The organism is Paractinoplanes durhamensis (genome assembly GCF_016862175.1).
GTDB classification, from domain to species: domain Bacteria; phylum Actinomycetota; class Actinomycetes; order Mycobacteriales; family Micromonosporaceae; genus Actinoplanes; species Actinoplanes durhamensis.
Genome location: NZ_BOML01000002.1, coordinates 181598 through 205107 on the forward strand (window position 1 = coordinate 181598; position 23510 = coordinate 205107).

The 23510-nt window shown below is 71.7% G+C and carries 21 protein-coding genes; 5 read left to right on the forward strand and 16 right to left on the reverse strand.

Annotated elements, in window-relative coordinates; all coding sequences use genetic code 11:
- The first annotated feature begins 71 nt into the window (after positions 1–71).
- Positions 72–1988 carry a glycogen debranching N-terminal domain-containing protein gene (locus Adu01nite_RS00945; protein ID WP_203724256.1) on the forward strand — a complete coding sequence of 639 codons (1917 nt, stop codon included), beginning with the start codon at positions 72–74 and terminating at the stop codon, positions 1986–1988.
- On the opposite strand, the gene dapB is transcribed toward Adu01nite_RS00945, so the two are convergent.
- From dapB to Adu01nite_RS00975, 6 genes are all read right to left on the reverse strand, one after another.
- Positions 1974–2732, reverse strand: coding sequence for a 4-hydroxy-tetrahydrodipicolinate reductase (gene dapB / locus Adu01nite_RS00950; RefSeq protein ID WP_203724257.1), 759 nt, complete (start codon positions 2730–2732; stop codon positions 1974–1976). The genes Adu01nite_RS00945 and dapB overlap by 15 nt on opposite strands.
- A complete protein-coding gene (locus Adu01nite_RS00955; protein ID WP_203724321.1) occupies positions 2729–3682 on the reverse strand; it encodes a phosphatase PAP2 family protein in 954 nt (317 codons plus the stop codon). The genes dapB and Adu01nite_RS00955 overlap by 4 nt, the downstream gene beginning before the upstream one ends.
- 36 nt (positions 3683–3718) lie before the next feature.
- On the reverse strand, positions 3719–5050 hold the full coding sequence (locus Adu01nite_RS00960) for a M16 family metallopeptidase (RefSeq protein WP_203724258.1): 1332 nt from the start codon (positions 5048–5050) through the stop codon (positions 3719–3721).
- A gap of 6 nt (positions 5051–5056) precedes the next feature.
- Positions 5057–7393, reverse strand: coding sequence for a polyribonucleotide nucleotidyltransferase (locus tag Adu01nite_RS00965; protein ID WP_203724259.1), 2337 nt, complete (start codon positions 7391–7393; stop codon positions 5057–5059).
- 198 nt (positions 7394–7591) lie between these two features.
- Positions 7592–7861: a 30S ribosomal protein S15 gene (gene rpsO, locus Adu01nite_RS00970; RefSeq protein ID WP_203724260.1), complete on the reverse strand. Its 270-nt coding sequence runs from the start codon at positions 7859–7861 to the stop codon at positions 7592–7594.
- 115 nt (positions 7862–7976) lie between these two features.
- Positions 7977–8909, reverse strand: a complete 933-nt coding sequence (locus Adu01nite_RS00975; RefSeq protein ID WP_203724261.1) for a bifunctional riboflavin kinase/FAD synthetase — start codon at positions 8907–8909, stop codon at positions 7977–7979.
- A gap of 104 nt (positions 8910–9013) precedes the next feature.
- Between Adu01nite_RS00975 and Adu01nite_RS00980 the strand changes: the two genes are divergently transcribed.
- Positions 9014–10927, forward strand: a complete 1914-nt coding sequence (locus Adu01nite_RS00980) for a sensor histidine kinase (protein ID WP_203724262.1) — start codon at positions 9014–9016, stop codon at positions 10925–10927.
- Positions 10924–11313 (forward strand): response regulator, encoded by a 390-nt coding sequence (locus tag Adu01nite_RS00985; RefSeq protein ID WP_203724263.1) that lies wholly within the window; start codon positions 10924–10926, stop codon positions 11311–11313. Before Adu01nite_RS00980 ends, Adu01nite_RS00985 begins: the two co-directional genes overlap by 4 nt.
- A 4-nt stretch (positions 11314–11317) precedes the next feature.
- Here Adu01nite_RS00985 and truB read toward each other — a convergent pair whose 3' ends face one another.
- The 10 genes from truB to rimP form a co-directional block, all read right to left on the reverse strand.
- Positions 11318–12199, reverse strand: coding sequence for a tRNA pseudouridine(55) synthase TruB (truB, locus tag Adu01nite_RS00990; protein ID WP_203724264.1), 882 nt, complete (start codon positions 12197–12199; stop codon positions 11318–11320).
- Between the two features lie 115 nt (positions 12200–12314).
- Positions 12315–13649: an MATE family efflux transporter gene (locus Adu01nite_RS00995; protein WP_203724265.1), complete on the reverse strand. Its 1335-nt coding sequence runs from the start codon at positions 13647–13649 to the stop codon at positions 12315–12317.
- A 491-nt stretch (positions 13650–14140) separates the two neighbouring features.
- Positions 14141–15175 carry a DHH family phosphoesterase gene (locus Adu01nite_RS01000; RefSeq protein WP_239132029.1) on the reverse strand — a complete coding sequence of 345 codons (1035 nt, stop codon included), beginning with the start codon at positions 15173–15175 and terminating at the stop codon, positions 14141–14143.
- Positions 15172–15633 (reverse strand): 30S ribosome-binding factor RbfA, encoded by a 462-nt coding sequence (gene rbfA / locus Adu01nite_RS01005; protein WP_203724266.1) that lies wholly within the window; start codon positions 15631–15633, stop codon positions 15172–15174. The genes Adu01nite_RS01000 and rbfA overlap by 4 nt, the downstream gene beginning before the upstream one ends.
- 105 nt (positions 15634–15738) lie before the next feature.
- Complete coding sequence (locus Adu01nite_RS01010; RefSeq protein ID WP_203724267.1) at positions 15739–16032, reverse strand: DUF503 domain-containing protein; 294 nt, start codon at positions 16030–16032, stop codon at positions 15739–15741.
- A 33-nt stretch (positions 16033–16065) separates the two neighbouring features.
- On the reverse strand, positions 16066–17091 hold the full coding sequence (locus Adu01nite_RS01015; RefSeq protein WP_203724268.1) for a TRM11 family SAM-dependent methyltransferase: 1026 nt from the start codon (positions 17089–17091) through the stop codon (positions 16066–16068).
- A 71-nt stretch (positions 17092–17162) separates the two neighbouring features.
- Positions 17163–20270, reverse strand: a complete 3108-nt coding sequence (infB, locus tag Adu01nite_RS01020) for a translation initiation factor IF-2 (protein WP_203724269.1) — start codon at positions 20268–20270, stop codon at positions 17163–17165.
- 106 nt (positions 20271–20376) lie between these two features.
- The gene (locus Adu01nite_RS01025; RefSeq protein WP_203724323.1) at positions 20377–20763 is read right to left on the reverse strand and encodes a YlxR family protein; all 387 of its coding nucleotides are present in this window, start codon (positions 20761–20763) and stop codon (positions 20377–20379) included.
- On the reverse strand, positions 20741–21775 hold the full coding sequence (gene nusA, locus Adu01nite_RS01030) for a transcription termination factor NusA (RefSeq protein WP_203724270.1): 1035 nt from the start codon (positions 21773–21775) through the stop codon (positions 20741–20743). The genes Adu01nite_RS01025 and nusA overlap by 23 nt, the downstream gene beginning before the upstream one ends.
- A complete protein-coding gene (gene rimP, locus Adu01nite_RS01035) occupies positions 21772–22392 on the reverse strand; it encodes a ribosome maturation factor RimP (protein ID WP_203724271.1) in 621 nt (206 codons plus the stop codon). Before rimP ends, nusA begins: the two co-directional genes overlap by 4 nt.
- 171 nt (positions 22393–22563) lie before the next feature.
- On the opposite strand from rimP, the gene Adu01nite_RS01040 reads away from it, so the two are divergent.
- Together Adu01nite_RS01040 and Adu01nite_RS01045 are read left to right on the forward strand one after the other, a co-directional pair.
- Complete coding sequence (locus Adu01nite_RS01040; RefSeq protein WP_239132030.1) at positions 22564–23031, forward strand: hypothetical protein; 468 nt, start codon at positions 22564–22566, stop codon at positions 23029–23031.
- Positions 23028–23453 (forward strand): ferritin-like domain-containing protein, encoded by a 426-nt coding sequence (locus tag Adu01nite_RS01045; RefSeq protein WP_203724272.1) that lies wholly within the window; start codon positions 23028–23030, stop codon positions 23451–23453. The genes Adu01nite_RS01040 and Adu01nite_RS01045 overlap by 4 nt, the downstream gene beginning before the upstream one ends.
- The last annotated feature ends 57 nt before the right edge of the window (positions 23454–23510 follow it).

Consider the following 23510-nt stretch of genomic DNA (forward strand, 5'->3'; position numbering starts at 1 on the left):
GGATTTGTTTCGACCCTTGCACCGCCCCGGACCCCTGTCAAGCGCTGCTTTCGTACGACCGAGGAGATCGCGTGAGGCCTCTTCAGCCCCTGCTGCACGACCTGGTCCCGACCATCGCGGCGCCGACCGTGGCGCTCTCCGGGGCCGACGGCCAGATCAGACCGGCCGGCGTGCAGGGCGTCTTCCACGCCGACGGCCGGGTGCTGTCCGCGGCCGTGCTGCGCCTCGACGACCGGGAGCCGGAGCCGATCGGCTACGCCGAGGCCGGCCCGGGTGCGACCCGGTTCGTCGCGGTGGCCCGCTGGCTCGGCGACCAGATCGCCGACCCGACGATCCGGGTGATCCGCACCCGCCGGGTCCGACCGGGCGCGGTCGATGAGGAGATCGAGATCGCCTCCACCGCCACCGTGCCGGTGACCACCACGGTCACCATCGAGACGGCGAGCGACCTGGCTCCGCTCGAGGTGGTCCGCTCGGGTCGCACCTCCGACGCGCGGCTCGACGTCACCGTCCGCATCGACCCGGGTCGCACCTGGCAGGTCACCCTCGCCCCCGGCCAGTCGGCGACCCTGCACTGGTCGCTGTCGGTCGACGATCCGCGGGCGGTGATGTTCCCCGGCCCGCGCGGCGAGTGGTCCCGGCCGTCGGTTCGCGCCCGCGACCGGCGCCTCGACCGGCTCGTCGGCCGATCCCTCGACGACCTGGCCGCGCTGCGCCTGACCACCGCGATCGACGACGGCGACACGTTCCTGGGCGCGGGAGTGCCGTGGTATCTGACGCTCTTCGGCCGGGACAGCCTGTGGGCGGCGCGGATGATGCTGCCGCTCGGCACCGACCTGGCGATCGGCACGCTGCGGGTGCTCAGCCGCCGGCAGGGCACCCGCCTCGACCCGGCCACCGGCGAGGCCCCCGGCAAGATCATGCACGAGCTGCGCCGGACCGACGTGGACGCGTCGCTGCCGGCCGTCTACTACGGCACCATCGACGCCACCCTGCTGTGGGTGAGCCTGCTGCACGACACCTGGCGCTGGGGGCACCCGGTCGCCGACATCGCGGCCCTGATGCCGCAGCTCGAAGCGGCCCTCGGCTGGCTGGCCGAGCATGCCGACCCGGACGGCGACGGCTTCCTCGAATACCTCGACGAGACCGGCATCGGCCTGGCCAACCAGGGCTGGAAGGACTCCGGCGACGCGGTCCGCTTCCACGACGGCCACCGGGCCGAGCCGCCGATCGCGCTGGCCGAGGTGCAGGGGTACGCCTACCGGGCCGCCCTGGACGGCGCCGCCCTGCTCGACGCGTTCGGCCGGCCGGGCGGTGACCGCTGGCGGTCGTGGGCGGCCGAGATGGCCGGCCGGTTCCGCAAGGCCTTCTGGGTGAACGGCTACCCGGCCCTCGCCCTCGACCGCGACAAGCGCCCGGTCGACGCCCTGACCAGCAACATCGGCCATCTTCTCGGCACCGGCCTGCTGACCGGCGAGGAGGAGGCGACGGTGGCCGCCGCGCTGGCCGGCGACGACATGTCCGGCGGCTACGGCCTGCGCACGATGTCGTCGAACGATCGAGGCTTCGCGCCGCTCTCCTACCACTGCGGCTCGGTCTGGGCCCACGACACCGCGATCGTCGCCGCCGGCCTGGCCCGGGGCGGCTTCGCGACCGAGGCCCTGGCCCTCGTCGACGGCCTGCTCACCGCGGCCGAGACCTTCGACTTCCGGCTGCCGGAGCTGCACGGCGGGGACGCCCGCACCGAACTGAGCCGCCCGGTGCCCTACCCCGCCGCCTGCCACCCGCAGGCCTGGTCGGCCGCCGCCGCCGTCCTGCTCCTGCAAGCCTGGATCGGTCTCGTCCCCGACGTGCCGGCCGGCGTGATCCACCTGCGCCCGCTGCCGGACGCACCGTCGGTGACCGGCCTGCGGATCGCCGGCCACGAGGTCGGCTTCGACGGCACCACCCTGACCGGGCTGCCGGCGGGCCTGTCAGTCGAGCAGTGAGTCGATGCCGATCGTCAGGCCCGGGAGCCTGCCCACGTTACGGACGCTGAGCAGCACACCCGGCATGAAGGAGACCCGGTCGAGCGAGTCGTGCCGGATGGTGAGGATCTCGCCGTCGGTGCCGAACAGCACCTCCTGGTGGGCGAGCAGGCCGGCCGACCGCACCGCGTGCACCCGCACCCCGTCGATGTTCGCCCCGCGGGCGCCCTCGACCTCTTCCTTCGTCGCATCCGGCATCGGGCCGAGACCCGCCTCGGCCCGGGCCGCCGCGATCACCTGGGCGGTACGGGTGGCGGTGCCGCTGGGCGCGTCGAACTTGCGCGGGTGGTGCTGCTCGATGATCTCGGCCGACTCGAAATACCGTGCCGCCTTGGCCGCGAACTGCATCATCAGCACCGCGGCGATCCCGAAGTTGGGCGCGATCAGCACGCCGACCCCGGGCTTGGCCGCCAGCCACCCGCGCACCTGGTCGAGGCGCTGCTCGGTGAAGCCGGTGGTGCCGACCACCACGTTGATGCCGTGCTCGATGGCCCAGCGCAGGTTGTCCATCACCACGTCGGGCGAGGTGAAGTCGACGAGGACCTGGGCGTGCCCTTCCTCGGCGCTGAACAGCACGTCGCCCTGGTCGATCATCGCGACCAGCTCGAGATCGGGGGCTCCGTCGACCGCTTTGCACACCTCGAGGCCCATCCGCCCCCGGGCACCCAGCACTCCGACACGGATCGGTTCAGCCGACTCAGTCACGAGGACAACCTACCTTTGCGGGCCGCCCACCAGCGCTCGGCCCACCCGACTCCGAGGAAGACGCCACCGACATAGAGCCAGCCGACCAGCACGTCGGCGACGTAGTGCTCGCCGGTGTAGACCAGCGTGAAGGTCATCGCGAGCGGGTAGGCCAGCAGCAGCGGCCACCAGCGCTTGCGGATCATCGGCAGGAAGAAGGCAACAGCCATCATGGCGTACGCCGTGTGCAGTGACGGCATCGCGGCAACCGGGTTGGACTGATCGGCCTGCAGCGCGTTCAGCGTGTTGCCGGCGCTGTGCAGCCCGATCGCGGTGAAGCCGTTCGACGAGATCCGCTGCACCTGCTCGGTGAGCGCGCCGTGCTCCCACGCCCACCACGGCGGCGCCGCCGGGTAGAGGAAGTAGGTGACCAGGCCGGCCAGGCTGAGCGCGATCCACCGGCGCATGAACCGGTAGGACATCTCCCGGTTGCGCAGCCACAGCACCACCGCCACGGTCGGCACGGTCAGGAAGTGCGAGACGTAGACCAGCGTGACCACGATCTCCCACCACTGCACGTGGCCGGGCTGATAGAGGTGCTGCTGCAGCCAGATGGTCGGGATGCGGCCGCCGGTGAGCCAGCCGAACACGTCCTGATCGAAATGGATCATGAAGTGGACGTGCGGGGCGAAGAGCTTGTCGGCCGAGCCCCGGGACACGTTGTAGAAGACCAGCAGCAGGATGACCGGCAGCCAGTCCCGCACGAACAGCAGGTGGTCCCGCCACGGCAGGTAGTTGCGCCACGCGATGGTGGCCAGCCACAGCCAGGCGAAGGCGGTGAGCGGATCGCTGGTCGGCACCCCGACGATCACCACGAACAGGGCGAAGGCCACCGCCCAGACCGTCATCCCGAGGATCCGGCGCTTGCGCAGGTCGGGTGGAACAACGGTCTCGGGCGGTGTCTCCAGCATGGTCACGGGGTCCAAGGTTAGCCGGGTCGCACTCGTCTATCGCTGGGGGAACTGGGCCTCGTCGAACGGACCCACCATGGCCAGCGACATCGGCTGAGCGAGGATCTCCGCGGCGATCGCGTCGACCTCGGCGGCGGTGACCGCGTCGACCCGGACGAGCATCTCGTCGACGCTCATCCAGTCGCCGTAGAGCAGCTCCGACTTGGCCAGCCGGCTCATCCGGGAACCCGAGTCCTCGAGCCCCAGCACGTACGCTCCCTTGACCATGCCCTTGCCCCGGGCGATCTCCTCGGCCGTCAGGCCGTCGTTCGCCACCCGCTCCAGCTCGGCGCGGGTCAGGTCGAGGACCTCCTCGACCTTGCCGGGCGCGCAGCCGGCGTAGACGCCGAACAGGCCGGCGTCGGCGTACTGGCTGGCGTAGGAGTAGACCGAGTAGGCGAGCCCGCGCTTCTCCCGGATCTCCTGGAAGAGGCGGCTGGACATGCCGCCGCCGAGCACGTTGTTGAGCACGCCCAGGGCGAACCGGCGCTCGTCGTTACGACCGATGCCGACGCCGCCGAGCACCACGTGCGCCTGCTCGCTGTCCCGGTTGCGGACGACCGTGTGCGGCTTCTGGTGCCGGACCCGCTTGTTGCCGACCCGCGGGGCGGCCGGCGCGGCCGGGGCACTGTCCAGCGCACTGCCGGCCAGCGCCCTACGCACCAGCCGGACCACCGTCGCGTGGTCCAGGTTGCCCGCCGCCGCGATCACGATCTGCGGCGCCGTGTAGCGGCGCCGGTAGAAGCCGTTGATCTGGTTGCGGGTCATCGGGGTGATCGACTCCTCGGTCCCCGAGATGAGCCGGCCCAGCGGGTGGTCACCGAAGATCGCCTCGGTGAAGATGTCGTGCACCTCGTCGCCGGGCTCGTCCTCGTGCATGGCGATCTCTTCGAGGATCACGCCGCGCTCGGTCTCCACGTCGGCCGGTTCGAGGATCGAGTCGGCCACCGCGTCACAGAGCACGTCCACCGCGAGCGGCAGGTCCTCGTCCAGCACCCGCGCGTAGTAGCAGGTGTATTCCTTCGTGGTGAAGGCGTTGGTCTCGCCGCCGACGGCCTCGATCTCGGCCGAGATCTGCAGCGCGGTGCGCTTGTGAGTGCCCTTGAAGAGCAGGTGCTCGAGGAAGTGCGAGGCACCGGACATGGCCGACGTCTCGTCCCGGGAGCCGATCCCGACCCAGACGCCGAGCGAGGCGCTCCGGGTGCTCGGGATCGCCTCGGTGACGATGCGCAGGCCGCTGGGCAGAACGGTGCGCTTGACGCCGTCCTGCAGGGTCTTGGTCACGACGCGGGCCGGCCTCTCGGCCGGCCCGCTCGAACTCGCTGTCACGTGTTTTTACTCGCGGGGGGCGCTGCCGCGGTCATTGCTGGACCGCTGGCGACGACGGCGCGGCTCGCCGCCGGCGTCACCCTCCCGGCGCGGGCCACGGTCCTCGCGCGGCGCGCGCGCCTCCCGGGGAGCACCACCCTCGGCCGGAGCCGGGGCCTCCTCGCCCTCCGGGCGGACCTTGTCGAGGTAGATCTTGCCGCGGGCATCGATGTCCGCGATCTGCACCTCGACCTTGTCGCCGACGTTCAGGAAGTCCTCGACCTTGTCGACCCGCTTGCCGTCGCCCACCTTGGAGATGTGCAGCAGGCCGTCGCGGCCCGGCAGCAGCGAGATGAACGCGCCGAACGCGGCCGTCTTCACCACGGTGCCGAGGAACTTGTCGCCGGCCTTCGGCATCGTCGGGTTGGCGATGGCGTTGATCCGCTCGACCGCGGCCTCGGCCGACGGGCCGTTGGTCGCGCCGACGTAGATCGTGCCGTCGTCCTCGATGGAGATGTCGGCGCCGGTCTCGTCCTGGATCGCGTTGATGGTCTGGCCCTTCGGGCCGATCACCATGCCGATCTTGTCGACCGGGATCTTCACCGTGGTGACGCGCGGGGCGTACTCGCTCATCTCGGCCGGCGCGTTGATCGCCGCCTCCATGACCCCGAGGATCGTGGCGCGGGCCTCGTGCGCCTGCTGCAGAGCACCGGCCAGCACGTCCGACGGGATGCCGTCGAGCTTGGTGTCCAGCTGCAGGGCGGTGACGAACTCGCTGGTGCCGGCGACCTTGAAGTCCATGTCACCGAACGCGTCCTCGGCGCCGAGGATGTCGGTCAGCGCGACGTACTGCGTCTTGCCGTCGACCTCGTCGGAGATGAGGCCCATCGCGATGCCGGCGACCGGCGCCTTCAGCGGCACACCGGCGGAGAGCAGGGCCAGCGTCGAGGCACAGACCGAGCCCATCGACGTCGAGCCGTTCGAGCTCAGCGCCTCGGAGACCTGCCGGATCGCGTACGGGAACTCCTCGCGCGACGGCAGCACCGGCACGAGCGCCCGCTCGGCGAGCGCGCCGTGGCCGATCTCGCGGCGCTTCGGCGAGCCGACCCGGCCGGTCTCACCGGTCGAGTACGGCGGGAAGTTGTAGTTGTGCATGTAGCGCTTGGACTTCTCCGGCGCCAGGGTGTCCAGCGACTGCTCCAGGCGCAGCATGTTCAGCGTGGTGACACCCAGGATCTGGGTCTCGCCGCGCTCGAACAGCGCCGAGCCGTGCACCCGCGGCAGCACGCCGACCTGGGCGGACAGCGGGCGGATGTCGCGCGGGCCGCGGCCGTCGATGCGGATCTGCTCGCGCAGGACGCGGTTGCGGACCTCGGACTTGGTCAGCGACCGGAACGCGGCGCTGATCTCCTTCTCGCGACCCTCGAACTGGGCGTCGAGCGTCTCGTGCGCCTTGGCCTTGATGCGGTCGAGGGCTTCCTCGCGCTCGGCCTTGCCGGAGATGGTCAGCGCCTCGGCGGTCTCCCCGCGGACGAGGTCGGCCACGGCGGTGAAGGCGTCGTCTTGGTAGTCCAGGAAGACCGGGTAGTCGGCGACCGGCTTGGCGGCGATCTCGGCCAGCTCGCTCTGCGCGCGGCACAGCTCGCGGATGGCCGGCTTGGCGGCCTCGAGGCCGCTGGCGACGACCTCCTCGGTCGGCGCGACCGCGCCGGCCTGGATCAGCTTGATCGCGTGCGGGGTGGCCTCGGCCTCGACCATCATGATCGCGACGTCGCCGTCGGCGAGGACGCGACCGGCGACCACCATGTCGAAGGTGGCCCGCTCGAGCTCCTCAAGGGTCGGGAACGCGACCCACTGGCCCTCGACGTGGGCAACCCGGGTCGAGCCGACCGGGCCGCTGAACGGCAGGCCGGAAAGCTTGGTCGACATCGAGGCGCCGTTCATGGCGACCACGTCGTACGGGTGCTGCGGGTCGAGCGCGAGGACGGTCTCGACGACCTGGACCTCGTTGCGCAGGCCCTTGGTGAACGACGGGCGCAGCGGCCGGTCGATCAGGCGGCAGGTGAGGATGGCGTCCTCGCTGGGGCGGCCCTCGCGGCGGAAGAACGAGCCGGGGATGCGGCCGGCCGCGTACATCCGCTCCTCGACGTCGACCGTCAGCGGGAAGAAGTCGAAGTGCTCCTTCGGCGCCTTGCTGGCGGTGGTCGCGGAGAGGACAACGGTCTCGCCCAGCTGGACGATGACCGAGCCGGCGGCCTGCTTGGCCAGGCGGCCGGTGGAGAAGGTGATCTCGCGAGTGCCGAACGCGCCGTTGTCGATAACGGCGGTACGCGAGTCGGTGCCGAGAGCGTTTTGCTCTGTCATGTTGGTGCGGTACTCCTTCGTCGAGGACCCGGCGGTCTTCACAGCGCGGTGTTCAGGCTGGCCGGTCTTCGATCGAAGTGCCCAGGATGTAGAGCCTGGGAACCACTACCGAGGACCGGTGTCTGTCTTGGCCTGCGAACCGCGCGGGTCCGTGGGTAAAGCTAGGGGGAGCGGCCCGGTGGCCACTCCCCCTCAGGCTTATCGGCGCAGGCCGAGACGCTCGATGAGCGTCCGGTAGCGCGCGATGTCCTTCTTCTGCACGTAGTTGAGCAGTCGGCGGCGGCGGCCGACCAGCAGCAGCAGGCCACGCCGGCTGTGGTGGTCGTGCTTGTGCACCTTCAGGTGCTCGGTGAGGTCTGCGATCCGCTTGGTCAGCATCGCGACCTGCACCTCGGGCGATCCGGTGTCGCCGTCCTGCGCCTTGTACTCGTCGATGATCTTGTTCTTGGTCTCTTGATCGAGCGCCATATTCTCCGAACTTCTGTGTTGCCGGTAATCAACGGTAGTCCGCACCCGCGGCGTCGGGCAGGCACGCGGAACCGGTCGTTGGGAAAGCCAACGTCGTGTCAACCCTACCAGGGGGTCATTGGACCAGCGCGCGGGTCTCTTCCACGTCCTGGCGGATCTGCGCCACCAGCGGTTCGATGCCGTCGTAGACCCGCTGTTCGCGCAGGTGGGCGACGAAATCGAGGCTGACCCGCTCGCCGTAGAGATCGCCCTCGAAGTCCAGCACGTAGGCCTCGACCCGGCGTTCGCGGCCGGAGAAGGTGGGATTGGTGCCGATCGACACGCTGGCCGGGTGCCGGCCCGCGTGCTCGCCGCCGCGGATCAGCCAGGCCGCGTAGACCCCGTCGGCCGGCACCGCCGCGTAGCGGTGCGTCATCAGGTTGGCGGTCGGGAAGCCGATCTCCCGGCCGCGCTGGTCACCGCGGACCACCACGCCGGCCAGGCGGTGCGGCCGGCCGAGTGCGGCGGCGGCGGCGCGCACGTCCCCGGCGTCGACACAACTGCGGATGTACGTCGAGGAGAAGACCAGCCCGTCCGCCGAGACCAGGGCCGCGTCCTCGACCGTGAAGCCGAAGGACCGCCCGAGCCGCTCCAGCAGCCCGATGTCGCCGGCCGCCCGGTGCCCGAACCGGAAGTTGTCGCCGACCACCACGACCGCCGCGTGCAGCGCCTCGACCAGCACGTCGTGCACGAACGCCTCGGGCGACAGGTGCGAGAAGGCCGGGGTGAACGGCACCACGCAGAGCGCATCGACGCCGAGCTGTTCCATCAGCTCGGCCTTGCGCACCGGCTCGGTGAGCACCGCCGGGTGCGAGCCCGGGCGCACCACCTCGGCCGGGTGCGGGTCGAAGGTCATCACCACCGACTGCAGGCCGAGGTCGCGGGCCCGTTTCACGGTGTGCCCGATGATCGACTGGTGGCCGCGGTGCACGCCGTCGAAGACGCCGATCGTGACCACCGATCGGCCCCACCCGCCGGGCACCGACTCGTAGCCCCGCCACCGCTGCATGTCGCTTCCGTCCGGCCGTCGTTCCGGCACCTTTTCCGGCGCCTTTTCCGGGGCACAGCGTATCGGTCTTACCAAGCGCCCGAAACGCTACGATTAGCAGCGATATGCGCGTTGAGTGGAGTGTGCTGGTCCTGCTCGCGGCGGAATTCACCTTCACGGTGCTTTTCCTTCGCGCTCTGGGCGGCTACCTCCTGCGCCGGGACTCCCTGCAGGGCAACGTCACGCTGGTCTTCCTGCCCTGCACGGTGTTCTTCGGGGTGGACATCGCCCGCCGGATCAACGGCGGCACTTTGCCGATGTACATCGGCATCGCCACCACCACGATCCTGCTCGCCCAGCCCTACCTCACCGTCCGGCTGGCGGCCCGGCTGCGCGGGGTGCCGCGCTGGCTCGACCGGCTGGTGCTCTGCGCGTACGTCGGCCTGGCCGTTCCGCTGCTGCTGGCGCCGCGCCCGCTGAGCCCGAGCGCGCTGATCGCGATGACGGTCGGCTTCAGCCTGAGCGAGGTGGTCGCGGCCGCCCTGCTCTGGGGCAAGGCCCGCACCCGGTCCGGCGCCAACCGGGCCCGGCTGACCATCGCCGCCGCCGCCACCCTCACCTTCGCCGGCATGATCGTCCTGGTCGCCCTCGGTGCCCTGCACGGCGCCCAGCTGACCGCCGCGAGCCGGCTCCTCGCCCTGCTCAGCGGCCTCGGCTACCTGGTCGCCTTCATGCCCTCGCGCTGGGTGCGGCGGATGTTCTCGACCAGCGCGGCCTGGCACGTCTCCGAGCGACTGCTGCACGCCCCCGTGCAGTCACCCGCCCAGGCCTGGCAGACGTACGCCGAGATCATGCGCGAGCAGACCGGTGCCGACGCGGTCGCCGTGCTCCTGCCCCGCCCGGACGGCCAGCTCGCGCAGAGCGCCTACGCCGGCCCGCCGCTGCCCGACGTCATCCAGGTCGACGCGGCCGACGTCACCGCGCTGGTCCGGGCCGGCCGCCCGGCCCGGCTGCGCGAGGGCGCACCGGCCCTGGTCGCGCACTACGGCGACCACCTGCGCGACGACTTCGTCACGGTGCTGGCGATGCCGGTCCCGCCGGACGTCGACGGCGCCGTGCTCCTGTTCAACCGGCACCGCACCCTGTTCCGCGACGACGACCTGCGGCTGCTGGCCGAGCTCGGCGGCCAGGCCGGCGTCCTCGCCGAGCGGCAGGCCGTGATGGACGCGCAGCACCGCCTCACCACCGAGCTGAGCGCGTCGGTCGAGGCGCTGACCGCGGCCAACCAGGCGAAGAGCGCGTTCCTCGCGAACATGAGCCACGAGCTGCGCACCCCGCTGAACGCGATCATCGGGTTCAGCGACCTGATGCGGGTCGAGGAACCGGAGGGCGACCGCCGCCGGGTCCCCGCCGAATGGGTAGACCACATCCACACCAGCGGCCGGCATCTCCTCGGCCTGATCAACGACATCCTCGACCTCGCCAAGATCGAAGCCGGCCGGCTGGAGCTGCGCCTCATCCCGCTGCGGGTCGACACCGCCATCACCGAGCTGCTCACCGGCCTGTCCCCGCTCTTCACCACCAAGAACATCACCGTGCACACCGACCTGCCGGACGTGACCGCGCTCGCCGACCGGGTGCGCTTCCGCCAGATCGTGGAGAACCTGCTCTCCAACGCCATCAAATTCACCGAGCCCGGCGGTTCGGTCACGGTCTCGGCCAGGCAGGCCGGCGAGCAGGTGTACGTCTCGGTGGCCGATACCGGGGTGGGCATCGCCGTGGCGGACCAGAATCGGGTCTTCGAGGAGTTCCAGCAGGTCGGCGACCCCGATCGGCAGCGGGCCGGCACCGGTCTCGGGCTGGCCCTCACCAAACGCCTCGCCGAGGCCCACGACGGCGAGATCACCCTCGACTCGGAGCTCGACGTCGGCAGCACCTTCACCGTCCGGCTGCCCGCCGAGACCGTCCTGCCCGCATCGCACCCGACGACCCGCGAATCTGCGACCCGCGAAACAGTGACCGGAAGGAACCGACCATGAGCACGATCCTGCTGGTCGAGGATGAGGAACTGAACCGGACCCTGGTCAAGGCGGTGCTGTCCCGGGCCGGCGTCGAGGCCGTGCGCGCGGCCTCGGTGCTGGACGCGACGAGCCTGTCGGCCGCCCGCGACCGCCTGCGCACCGACGACGTGGACCTGATCCTGCTGGACATGAACCTGCCCGACGGCAACGGCCTCAACCTGGCCCGCGAGCTGGCCGCCGGCCTGCTCCCGCCGGACCGCCGCCGCCCGACCGTGGTCGCGGTGACCGCCAGCGTCCTGCCGCAGGACCGGGCCGCCGCGATCGAGGCCGGCTGCGACGACTTCCTGGACAAGCCCTACGCGGCGGCCGACCTGGTCGCCACGGTCGCCCGGCACCTCTCCTAGCGACTCAGGCGGGGGCCAGGACGATCTCGGCGCGGGCGCGGCCGTCGCGCTCCGACACGATGGCCAGGACGTCGCCGTCCGGGCCGTACACCGCGTACGGGCCGTCGATGCCGACCGGGGTGAGCGGGCCGCCGTGGCTGAGCACCCGGGCCTCCTCGTCGGTCGCCACGCGCTCCGGGAACGCCTGCCGGGCCGCCTCGGTCATGGACAGGCCGACCACGTCGGGGGCCCGCTCCTCCAGCTGTTCGAGGGTCAGCGCCTCGGCCAGCGACATGCGGCCCACCGCGGTCCGGCGCAGCGCGGTCAGGTGGCCGCCCACGCCGAGCGCCGTGCCCAGGTCCCGGGCGATCGCCCGGATGTAGGTGCCGGACGAGCAGTCGACGTCGATGTCCACGTCGACCAGGTCGCCGTCCCGGCGGATCGCGAGGACGTCCAGGCGTGAGATCGTCACCCGGCGGGCCGGGATGTCGACGGTCTCCCCGTCGCGTACCCGCTTGTAAGCCCTCTCGCCGTTGATCTTGATCGCACTCACCGCGCTCGGCACCTGGTCGATCTCGCCCCGCTGGGCCGCCAGCCCGGCGTGGATCGCGTCGTCGCCGACGCCGGCCGCCGGCACGGTCGCGGTGACGTCGCCCTCGGCGTCGTCGGTGATCGTGGTCTGCCCGAGCCGGATCGTCGCGGCGTAGCTCTTGCCCGCCCCGATCACGTAGGTGAGCAGCCGGGTGGCCCGGTTGACCCCGATGATCAGCACCCCGGTGGCCATCGGGTCGAGCGTGCCACCGTGCCCGACCCGCCGGGTCTTGGCCAGCCGCCGAATCCTCGCCACGACGTCGTGCGACGTCATGCCTGCCGGTTTGTCCACCACGATCAGCCCGTCCGCACTCACCCGCCCACCTTAGGGCCGACCGATCAACCGCCCGGGACTCACCCCGCCGCCCGGCCGGCCCGCGGAGCCGGCCCGCGGAGCCGGCCCGCCGAGCCTGCCCGCGGAGTCGACGCGGTCAGCGGGTGGCGCCGAGCACCGCCCAACCGCCGGAGCGCCACCGCCACACCGTGGTCACGAAGCGGACCAGGATGAACAGGCCGAGGCCGGCCCACACGCCGCCCAGGCCGAGGTCGAGCCAGTAGGCCAGCCAGATCGCCGGCAGGAAACCGAGCAGCGCCGACCCGAGCGTGAGGTTGCGCAGGTAGCGGATGTCCCCGGCGCCGATCAGCACACCGTCGAGGGCGTAGACGACCCCGGCGAACGGCATCAGGCCGACGAACCACGGCCACACGATCGCGGCCTGCTCGTGCACGGACGTGTCCGGCGTGAACCAGCCCGGCACCACCCCGGCGCCCGCCACCGCCAGCACCGCGAACCCGATCCCGGCGATGCCACCGGCGATCGTCACCCGGCGCGCGACGTCCCGGGCGCCCGCCGCGTCGCCGCCGCCCAGCGCCGCCCCGACCAGCGACTGCGCCGCGATCGCCACCGCGTCCAGCGCCAGCGCGCTGAAGAACCACAGCTGCAGGGCGATCTGGTGGGCACCGACCGCGGCCACCCCGAAGCGGGCCGCGACCGCGGTGGCGGAGAGGAAGCACGCCTGGAACGCGGCCCCGCGGATCAGCAGGTCCCGCCCGAGGGTCAGCTGCTGAAGGATGATCTGCGGCCGCGGCCGCAGCGCCCGGGTCTCCCGAATCAGCGCGGCCAGGAAGCAGCCGCCGGAGACCGTCTGCGCGATCACGTTGGCGACCGCGGAGCCGGTCAGCCCCCACCCGACCGGGTAGACCAGCACCGGGCAGAGGATCGCGGAGAGCACGTTGGCGCCCAGCACGAAGAACAGCGGCCGCCGGGTGTCCTGCACCCCGCGCATCCAGCCGTTGCCGGCGGCGGCGAGGAGGAGACCGGGCGCGCCGAGCGAGGCGACCCGCAGCCAGCCGGCCGCGGCGTCGGCGATGGCCGGATCACCGGCGAGGAGCGACGAGAGCGGCTCGGCGCCGGCCTGGGCCAGCACGATCAGGAGTACGCCCATGGACAGCGCGAGCCAGGATGCCTGAACACCCTCGGCGACGGCCGCACCGCGTTCGCCGGCCCCGAAGCGCCGGGCCGCACGACCGGTCGTGCCGTAGGCCATGAGGTTGCCGAACCAGGCCGCCAGCGACATGACCGTCCCGCTGACCGCGACGGCGGCGAGCGGGATCCGGCCGAGGTGGCCGACGACGGCGGTGTCGACGAGAACGTAGAGCGGCTCGGCCGCCAGCACCACGAGGGCGGGCGCGGCGAGCCGGGCGATCCCGCGAGCCCCGACGCGGGTGGGCTCAGGACGTGCTGCGGGCTGGGCAGGCGGGCTCATGGACAACCATGATGCCCGCCCGGCCGTAAGGCATGCAATGCAGTTGAGTGCTTACCAACTGCTGCCGACCTGTTATTGGCGCGTGTCCAGCGAGGTCTGCAGGGCGCGGCGGGCCTGCTCGCGGGCCTCGTCGGTGGGCTGGGGCTTCGGCTTGGCAGCCATGATCGTGGTTCCTCCACGGTGGGTGGGGCGCGGCACGGCGGCACGCGCCCAGAGCGGTCGAGCGGGGCGTCACGTGGCCGGTCCGGGGTCGCCGGACGCTTGGCGTGAGATGACGCAGCCCGAGTCGGTGGACTCGGGTGGCTCGAGGCTTCGCTGCGGGCGGTGGTGTCACGGCCGCCGCAAAACCAAATCACCGTTAAGGACCAAACTATCGTTCAGGTCCGGGGGTTGGAGCGTGCTTCCCAACCATCGGGACGAAGGTTGGTTGATCCGACGAAAACCGCCCCGCAGCTCGTCGAGCGCGGGGCGGCCGGGTCAACCGAAAGAGGTCAGATCAGGTGGGCGTCCAGCAGGGCCTTCACCGTCGCGGCCACCTCGGCCGGCGTGCCGTGCCCGGTGAACCCGGCGGCCAGGCGATGACCACCGCCGCCCAGCGCCACCGCCACCTGGCTCACGTCCACCGCGCCCTTGCTGCGCAGCGAGACCGCCCAGGAGCCGTCCGGCGCTTCCTTGATGACCACGGCCACGTCGGCCTCGGCGACGCTGCGGATCGGGTCGATCAGGGTGTCCAGAACGTACGGGCGCTGGTGGTGGCGGGCCAGGTCGGCCTGGGTGGCGTAGGTCCAGACCATGCCCTTGCCGGCCGCCGCCTCCGGGTCGAGCTGCGCCCGCTCCAGCACGTCGCCGGACAGCTTCATCGCGTCGAAGGGGCGGGTGTCGAAGATCCGCCGGGAGATGTCGCCCGGACTGAGGCCGGTGGCGATCAGCCGGGCCGCCAGCTCGTGAACCTGGGGCGTGGTCATGTCGAACTTGAACGAACCGGTGTCGGTGGCCAGCGCCACGTAGAGGCACTCGGCGATCGCGGCGTCCAGCGGGACGTCCAGGCGGGACAGCAGGGCCTCGACCACGACCGACGTCGCCGCCGCCCGCGGGGCCACCAGGTTGACCTGGCCGAACCGGGTGTTCGAGGCATGGTGGTCCAGCACGACCACGCACGGCGCCCGCAGCAGCGCGGCCAGGTCGCCCAGCCGGGACTCGGCGGCCACGTCGAACGTCATCACCAGCTGCGGGGCGCGGTAGGCGCCTTCCTCCGGCACGAGCAGGTCGGTGCCGGGCAGATCCTGATAGGGGGTGGGCAGCTCGAAATCGCCGGGGAAGGTCGCCCGCAACCGGGTGATGCCCAGTGTGCGCAGGGCCAGGGCGAAGCCCAGCATGCTGCCCAGCGCGTCCCCGTCCGGGTTCACGTGGCAGATCAGCTGGACTTCGTCACCATCCGGGCCGGGAGTGAGCCCGCGGACCGCCTCGACGGCCGCGGACCACTCCGCTTCGGTCACTCCCCCGGGCGCACCCGAGGTTGTGGTCACCCGAGATCCTCGCGGGCGCCGACCCGCTCGGTGTCGTCCTCGTCGTCCTCCGACTTGTACGGGTCGGGGTCGCCGGCGTACTGCTTGCCGGAGGCCAGCCGCTGGACCTCCTCATCGCGCAGGCGCGCCTCGGCGAGCAGGTCGTCGATCTCCTTCACGTTGTCGAGCACGTTGTCCAGCACGAAGGCCAGGCTCGGCGAGTGCCGCAGGCCCAGTGCGTGCCCGACCCTCGTGCGCAGCATGCCCTTCGCGCTCTCCAGCGCTGCCTGCGTGCCGGCCTGCTCGGTCGGGTCGCCGAGCACCGTGTAGTAGACGGTGGCCTCACGCAGGTCGCCGGTGATCCGGGCGTCCGTGATCGTCACCATGCCGAGCCGGGGGTCCTTGATCTCACGTACCAGCGACGCCACCAGTTCCTTGACGCGCTCCGCGTGTCGACGCGTCTTGGCCGGGTCCGACATATCGCCCACCTCCGACATTATTTATCGCGGGGTTCATCCTGCTCCCCGCCCAACTGCGCAAGCCTACCCACGACGTGTTGCCGCCGAACGTCCCGGCAGCGCTGGTCAATCGTCCTCACCGTGGACGCGGCGTTTCACCGAGAGGAGCTCGATCTCGGGGCGGCCGGCCATCTGGTTCTCACAGGTGTCGATCACGGCCCGGGCCTGGGCCGGCTCGGCCGCCACCACGGCGACCCCGATCCGGGCCCGCCCGTAGAGGTCGTGGTAGCCCACCTCGGCCACGCTGACCTCGAATTTCTTGAGCATCGCGATGATCGGGCGAAGATATGCACGCTTTTGCTTGAGCGTGCGCGAGTCGCCCGGCAGGAGCAGGTCGAACGCTGCGGTTTCGGTAAACATCAGCGAGCAGGTTACTGCCCCCGGGTGACGTTTTCAGCCGGGTTTCCGGGCCACCACGACGTCACGCTCGATGCCCTGGTCGACGCGGTGGTCGAGCGGCTCGTACTCGACGATCTCCAGGCCGTTGGCGATCAGGATGTCCTCGGCCAGCTCGCGCTTGGCGACCTTGAGGTTCCAGGACAGACCGAGCGCGGCGCCGGGGCGCAGCAGCGGCAGCCAGTGGGGGATGGCGCGTTCGAGCAGGTCGAGCGGGCTGCGGGTGATGCCGCCCTGGTCGTCGTAGCTGCCGTGGGCCACGCCGTAGGGCAGGTCGGCCACCAGGACGTCGGCCACGCCGCCGCGCAGCAGGCCGTCCAGCTGGGTGGTGTCGGCCTGCAGGACGGTAATCTTCTGCACCGCGCCGGCCTTGTGGTCGTCCTTGCTGGCGGCCATCGTCACCTCGAGCCGGCGGGCGGCCCGCCGGCCCTGGCGGCGCACCGGCACGAGGTCGGCGGTGTGCTTGAGCCGCTTGCGTTTGAGCCAGGTCTGCAGGAACAGCTTGTACGCCTCGACGTCCTTGCCGTCGAGCTCCACCCCGATGCCGTCGTAGCCGTACATCAGCGCCTGGTTGAGCGTGGTGCCGCGGCCGCACAGCGGGTCGAGGACGGTGAGGTGCCCGTCGAGGATCCGGTCGGCGGACGCCGAGGCGAGCAGCGTGAGGTTGAGGACGAGCTTGGTGAACTGCTCGTTGGTCTTGCCCGCGTACTTCGGAATGGTGATCAGGTCGCTGTCGTAGCGGGCCAGCGGGGTGAGCTCGAGCGGCCGCAGCAGGTCCTCGTCCGCCCGCTCGAAGAGCGCGTAGGCGGCCGACAGGTTCGACAGGTAGGCGATGTCCCGCGGGGTCAGCTCGCCGGTGAAGCCGAGGTACTCGACCCCACCCAGCCTCTCCACCCCGAGGTCGGAGATCGCGGACGAGAGCGCGGGGCGGAAGGCGGCGAGTTCGGCGAGGGACAACCGCGCCGCCTGATCGGCGTAGACACGATTGGCGTACGGGGCGAGGAGCAGGGCGTACCGGGACATGGGTGCCATTTTGCAGGGACGGCCCCGGCGCCGAAGCGCCGGGGCCGTCCCGTTCAGCCGTACCTACGCGATCAGGCGCGCGGCTTCTCGCGCATCTCGAAGGTCTCGATCACGTCGCCGACCTGCGGGCTGCCGAAACCGGTCATCGTCAGACCACACTCGAAGCCCTCGCGGACCTCGGTGGCGTCGTCCTTGAACCGGCGCAGCGAGCTGATCGTGACGTTCTCGGCCACCACGACGCCCTCCCGCAGGATGCGGGCCTTGGCGTTGCGGCGGAGAAGACCGCTGCGGACCATACAGCCGGCGATGAGGCCGATCTTGGACGAGCGGAAGACCTCGCGGATCTCCGCGGTGCCCTGCTCGACCTCCTCGTACTCCGGCTTGAGCAGGCCCTTGAGCGCTGCCTCGATCTCCTCGATGGCCTGGTAGATGACGCTGTAGTAGCGAATCTCCACGTTGGCCCGGTCGGCCATGTCCTTGACCTTGTTCGAGGCGCGGACGTTGAACCCGATGATCGTGGCGGTAGCGTCCGAGGACGCCGACGCCAGGTTCACGTCGCTCTCGGTGATCGCACCGACGCCGCGGTGGATGACCTTGAGCTGGATCTCGTCCGGGATCTCGATCTTGAACAGCGCGTCCTCGAGGGCCTCGACCGAACCGGACGAGTCGCCCTTGATGACCAGGGTGAGCGAGGTCTTCTCGCCCTCCTTGAGCTGCTCCATGAGCGTCTCGAGAGTGGCCCGGCTCCGCGAGTTGGCGAAGCTCGCCGCACGACGGCGTGCCTGCCGCTGCTCGGCGATCTGACGCACCGTGCGGTCGTCCTCGGCCGCCAGGAACGTGTCGCCGGCACCCGGAACCGAGGTGAGACCCAGGACCAGGACCGGACGAGCCGGCTCGGCCTCGGCCACGACCTTGCCGTTCTCGTCGAGCATGGCGCGGACGCGACCGTGCGCGCCACCCGCCACGATCGAGTCGCCGGCCCGGAGCGTGCCCTTCTGCACCAGCACCGTCGCCAGGGCACCACGGCCCTTGTCGAGGTGCGACTCGACGACGACACCCTGCGCCGGCCCGTCGGTCGGAGCGGTCAGCTCCAGCGACGCGTCGGCGGTCAGCAGGACCGCCTCGAGCAGCTCGTCGATGCCGGTACCCGGCTTGGCCGCGACGTTGACGAACATCGTGTCGCCGCCGTACTCCTCGGCGAGCAGGCCGTAGTCGGTGAGCTGCTGGCGCACCTTGTCCGGGTTGGCGTCCGGCTTGTCGACCTTGTTGACCGCGACCACGATCGGCACCTCGGCGGCCTTGGCGTGGTTCAACGCCTCCACCGTCTGGGGCATGACGCCGTCGTCCGCCGCGACCACCAGGATCACGATGTCGGTCACCTGGGCACCACGGGCACGCATGGCGGTGAACGCCTCGTGGCCCGGGGTGTCGAGGAAGGTGATCGCCCGCTCTTCGCCCTGGTGCGGGACGACGACCTGGTAGGCACCGATGTGCTGGGTGATGCCACCCGCCTCGCCGGCGACCACGTTGGTCTTGCGGATCGCGTCGAGCAGCTTCGTCTTACCGTGGTCGACGTGACCCATGACGGTCACGACCGGCGGACGAGTGACCAGACGGTCCTCGGCCACCTCGGCGTCGAGGTCGATGTTGAACTGCGCGAGCAGCGCGCGGTCCTCGTCCTCGGGGCTGACGATCTGCACGTCGAAGCCCAGGTGCTCGCCGAGCAGCAGCAACGTGTCGTCGGAACACGACTGCGTCGCCGTCACCATCTCGCCCAGGTTGAACATCTCCTGGACCAGCGAGCCGGGGTTCGCGTTGATCTTGTCGGCGAAGTCGGAGAGCGACGCGCCACGGGACAGCCGGATCTCTTGACCCTGGCCCCGGGGAGCGCCCGAGCTCATCTGCGGCGCCGACAGGTTGTCGAACTCTTGACGCCGCTGCTTCTTCGACTTCCGGCCACGGGTCGGCCGGCCACCCGGACGCCCGAAGGCACCCGCGGCACCGCCGCCACGACCACGACCGCCACCACCGGGACGACCCGGAGCACCGGCACCGGCCGGAGCACCGCCGCCACCACCGGGGCCACCGCGGTAGCCACCGCCACCGCCGGCACCGCCACCGGGACCGCCGCGGTAACCACCGCCGCCGCCGGCACCGCCGCCGCCGCCGGGACGGAAACCGCCACCGGCACCGGCACCGCCACCGCCGCCACCGGGACGGAAACCGCCACCGCCACCGCCGGGACCGCCACGACCGCCACCGGGACCGCCGGGACGACCTGCGCCGCCACCGCCGGGACCGCCGGCCGGGCGACCGGGACGCTGCGAAGGCATGGACGCGGGGCTGGGCCGCGGCGGCATCGACGCCGGGCTCGGCCGCGGCGGCATGCCGGGCTGGTTGGGACGCGGCATCGCGGACGGCGTGGGCCGTCCAGCCGCACCGCCGGAGACACCGAACGGGTTGTTACCCGGACCGCGCGCAGGCGGACGCGGGCTGCCACCGGCGGGGCCGGGACGCGGACCACCGGGCGCACCCGGAGTGGCCGTGCGTGCCGGACCGGCGGCCGGTGAGCCCGGACGCGGCGGAACCGCGCCGGGACCCGGGCGCGGGCCCGGACCGGTCGGCCGGCTGTCGACCGGCGGCTGCTGCGCGCGACGCTCGGCGTCGCGGGTGCGGGCCTCCTGCGCGGCCTTGACCGCGGCCTCCTGCTCGGCCTTCAGCGCCGAGGCGCGCGCCTCGGCGGCCGCCACCTCGATGTCGTGGGCACTCGCCGGCTTGGCGACCGGACCGGGCGTGGGGCCCGGACGGCCGGCGACCACCGGCGGCTTGGGACGCACGAACGGGCCCGGCGCCGGGGCCGGGGACGTCGGTGCGTTGGAAATGGAAGGCGCACTGGGCGCGTCCGTCGCGGGTGCGGCGGGCCGGCGCGGCGGCTGCGGCCGCGCGCTGGTGGGTGGGCCCGGTCGAACGGAGGCGGAGGCGCCGGGTGCGGACGGGGCGGAGGCCGCCGGAGCGGAACCTGCCTCGAGGGCACCACGCAACCGCCGGGCCACCGGGGCCTCGACCGTGCTGGAAGCGGATTTGACGAACTCGCCCATCTCTTTGAGCTTGGCGAGAACGGTCTTGCTGTCGACCCCGAGCTCCTTTGCGAGCTCGTGTACGCGGGCCTTGCCTGGCACTGCACTCCTCACTTCGAGGTCGTGCGAGCGCACCCGCAACGACCTCACTCGTGCACTAGAAGCCTGTTCATTTCAGGGACTTCATCGTGTGCTCATCTGGGTCGTCCTACCTTGCTGGGTCGTGATCCGGCACTGGGGCCGGATCATCGGTCGTTCCGCGCGGCATGGAGACCGAACGGATGTGCTCGGCAAGCGGACCGGTGTCAGCAACTCCGGTGAATCGCAGCGCCCGCCCGAAGGCCCGGCGCCGCTCCGCCAGCGCGAAGCAAGCCGGATCAGGATGCAGATGCGCTCCCCGACCCGGCAGTCGGCGGCTCGGATCGGGCTGGAAGCGGAGGTCAACCCCGTCACCGGCCAGAACGAACCGAACTAACTTGGTGGCCGGCACGCGCTCACGGCAACCGACACAGGTGCGCGTCGGGCCGACCACCGAAAAGTCTACCCCTCGCGGATGGCGGCCGCGTATCCGGTCAGCTTCCCGCCTCGGCCGCATCACGATCCGCCTGTGCCGGACGCTCCGCGGGAGCGGCCGGTTCGTTGTCCGGGCGGATGTCGATCCGCCAGCCGGTCAGCCGGGCCGCCAGCCGGGCGTTCTGCCCTTCCCGCCCGATCGCCAGCGACAGCTGGAAGTCGGGCACGGTCACCCTGGCCGTCCGGGTGGCAGCGTCCACCACCTCGACACGCAGGGCTTTTGCCGGGGAGAGCGCGTTGCCGACGAACTGGGCCGGATCCTCCGACCAGTCGATGATGTCGATCTTCTCGCCGTGCAGCTCGCTCATCACGGCCCGGACGCGCTGACCCATCGGGCCGATGCAGGCGCCCTTCGCATTGACGCCCTGCACTTTCGTGTGCACCGCGATCTTGGTGCGGTGACCTGCCTCACGCGCGATCGCGGCGATCTCCACCGTGCCGTCGGCGATCTCCGGGACCTCGAGGGCGAACAGCTTCTTCACCAGGGCCGGGTGCGAGCGGGACAGGGTGACCTGCGGGCCACGGAAGCCCTTGGCCACGTGCACGACGATCGCCCGGATGCGCGAGCCGTGGTCGTAGGACTCGCCCGGGACCTGCTCGGACTGCGGGAGCACCGCCTCGATCTTGCCGAGGTCGACGATCACGATGCCCTTCTCGGCCCGCGCGGCGTCGGCCTGCACGATGCCGGTGATCAGGTCACCGTCGCGCCCGGCGTACTCGCCGAAGTGCTGCTCGTCGGTCGCCTCCCGGAGGCGCTGCAGGATCACCTGCTTGGCAGTCATGGCGGCGATCCGGCCGAAGTCGTGCGGGGTGTCGTCCCACTCCCGCACGATCGTGCCGTCCGCGTCCAGCTCCTGTGCGAGCACCGACGCGACGCCGGTCTTGCGGTCGATCTCCACCCGGGCGTGGCTCTGCGCGCCCTCGGTGTGCCGATAGGCGGTCAGCAGCGCGGTCTCGATGGCCGCGAGGATCGTGTCGAACGGGATCTCCCGCTCGCGCTCCAGCGCACGCAGCGCCGCGAGATCGATATTCACTCCTCGCCCTCCCCATCCTCTTCGTCGTCTACGTCTTCGTCGCCGAAATCGGCCTCGTCGAGTCGCTTGAACTCGATCTGGACCTTGCCCGGCCCGAGCTCGGTGAAGGTCAGCGACCGGGGCTTGCCGTCGACGTCGAGAACGATGCCCGCGTCGTCCACCTCGGTCACGCGCCCGGTCAGTCCGTTGACCGCGACCAGCCGGCCACGGTTGCGCCGCCAGTGCCGCGGCAGGGTCAGCGGCCGGTCCACGCCCGGCGAGCCGACCTCCAGCTGGTATTCCCCGGCGAGCACCTCGCCACCGGCCGCCTCGGCCTCGTCGAGGGCGGTGGAGATCTCGCGCGAGACGACGGCCACGTCGTCGAGGTTGATGCCGCCGTCGGTGTCGATCAGGACCCGCACCACGTGCCGGCGACCGGCCCGCGACAGGTGCACGTCTTCCAGGTCGAATCCGGCGATCTCCACCACCGGCTCGATCACCGCTCGGACCCGGGCCTTCGCGGCCACGAGATCGATCCGCGGGGCGGCGGGGGTCCGCTGCTCCGCTTCGTCGTCCCGGGCTCGGCGGGCGCCGGGACGGCTCCCAGGCCGGGCGCCGGCGCGACCACGCTGCGTCATCGGGCTCGACCTTTCACTAGTTTTCCAAGGAAAGCACTATTTGCCGCCGGGCGAAAAGCCCCGCGGCTGACGCAGAGCGTAACGCGCGGGGCGATAGAGGCGTCCCCCGGCGCACCGATTCCGCGCCATGCGCAGGTCATCACGAGTACCCGATGGTGTTGACTGGGCGCCGTGCGGAACAGCGATACGGGACATACCCGGCGGCGGGTGCTGAGCGGGGGTGCGGCCGGGCTGGCGACCGCGGGCCTGGCCGGCTGCGGGTTGTTCGGCGACGGCGATCCGGAGCTGCCGCCCGCGCCCGATCCGCTGCAGCCGCTGGCCGACGAGGCGCTCGCGCTGGCCGCCGCCTACGACCGGGCGGCCGCCGCCGACCCGGCGCTGGCCACCCGGTTCACCCCGCTGGCCGCCGACCATCGCGAGCACGCCGCCGAGCTGGCCGCGGTGATCGGGCGAACCGCCGCGGCGAGCGCGTCCGCGGCCGCGCCGACCGGGGACGGCACCCTGGCCGGCTTCCGGGCCGCCGAGAAGACGGCGATGACCAACGCGGTGAGCGCGTGCAAGGCGACCACCACCGAGCGGGCCGGGCTGGTCGGTTCGATCGCCGCCTGCCGGGCCACCCACATCGAGGCGTTGCGATGAGCGACCAGGTCGCGAGCGCGCTGGCCGCCGAGGAGGCGGCCATCTACGCGTACGGGGTGATCGGCGTGAAGCTGTCGGCCAAGGCCGAGGTGGCCGAGGCCCGCGGCGCCGAACAGGAACACCGGGAACGGCGGGACTGGCTGATCGGCAAGCTGGCCGAGAGCAGCGCGACCCCGGGGCCGGCGCCGGCCGGCTACGAGCTGCCGTTCGCGGTGGCCGACCGGGCGACCGCGCTGGAGCTGGCCATCCACATCGAGGACGGGGTCGCCCAGTCGTGGCGGCCGGTGCTCGGGGCGACCCGGGACGCCGACCGGAGCACCGCGCTGGCCGCCCTGACCGACTCGGCGGTGCGCGCCGTCCGGTGGCGCCGGCTGGCCGCGGTGACGCCGCTGACAATGGCGTTCCCCGGGAGGGCAAGCTAAACCCGATTCGTCCGTTTCCGTGCTCCGCGTCGGTCACCTTCCGTAGAAACATGGAGG

Coding starts and splice junctions, on each gene's coding strand:
- rpsO (WP_203724260.1), bottom strand. CDS start 7,861: ATGGCGCTCGATCAAGAGACCAAGAACAAGATCATCGACGAGTACAAG.
- Adu01nite_RS01045 (WP_203724272.1), top strand. CDS start 23,028: ATGAGCGACCAGGTCGCGAGCGCGCTGGCCGCCGAGGAGGCGGCCATC.
- Adu01nite_RS00980 (WP_203724262.1), top strand. CDS start 9,014: ATGCGCGTTGAGTGGAGTGTGCTGGTCCTGCTCGCGGCGGAATTCACC.
- Adu01nite_RS00985 (WP_203724263.1), top strand. CDS start 10,924: ATGAGCACGATCCTGCTGGTCGAGGATGAGGAACTGAACCGGACCCTG.
- Adu01nite_RS01015 (WP_203724268.1), bottom strand. CDS start 17,091: ATGTCCCGGTACGCCCTGCTCCTCGCCCCGTACGCCAATCGTGTCTAC.
- Adu01nite_RS00975 (WP_203724261.1), bottom strand. CDS start 8,909: ATGCAGCGGTGGCGGGGCTACGAGTCGGTGCCCGGCGGGTGGGGCCGA.
- Adu01nite_RS01010 (WP_203724267.1), bottom strand. CDS start 16,032: ATGTTTACCGAAACCGCAGCGTTCGACCTGCTCCTGCCGGGCGACTCG.
- Adu01nite_RS00965 (WP_203724259.1), bottom strand. CDS start 7,393: ATGACAGAGCAAAACGCTCTCGGCACCGACTCGCGTACCGCCGTTATC.
- rbfA (WP_203724266.1), bottom strand. CDS start 15,633: ATGTCGGACCCGGCCAAGACGCGTCGACACGCGGAGCGCGTCAAGGAA.
- Adu01nite_RS00995 (WP_203724265.1), bottom strand. CDS start 13,649: ATGAGCCCGCCTGCCCAGCCCGCAGCACGTCCTGAGCCCACCCGCGTC.
- rimP (WP_203724271.1), bottom strand. CDS start 22,392: ATGACGCAGCGTGGTCGCGCCGGCGCCCGGCCTGGGAGCCGTCCCGGC.
- Adu01nite_RS00955 (WP_203724321.1), bottom strand. CDS start 3,682: ATGCTGGAGACACCGCCCGAGACCGTTGTTCCACCCGACCTGCGCAAG.
- Adu01nite_RS01025 (WP_203724323.1), bottom strand. CDS start 20,763: ATGCGGCCGAGGCGGGAAGCTGACCGGATACGCGGCCGCCATCCGCGA.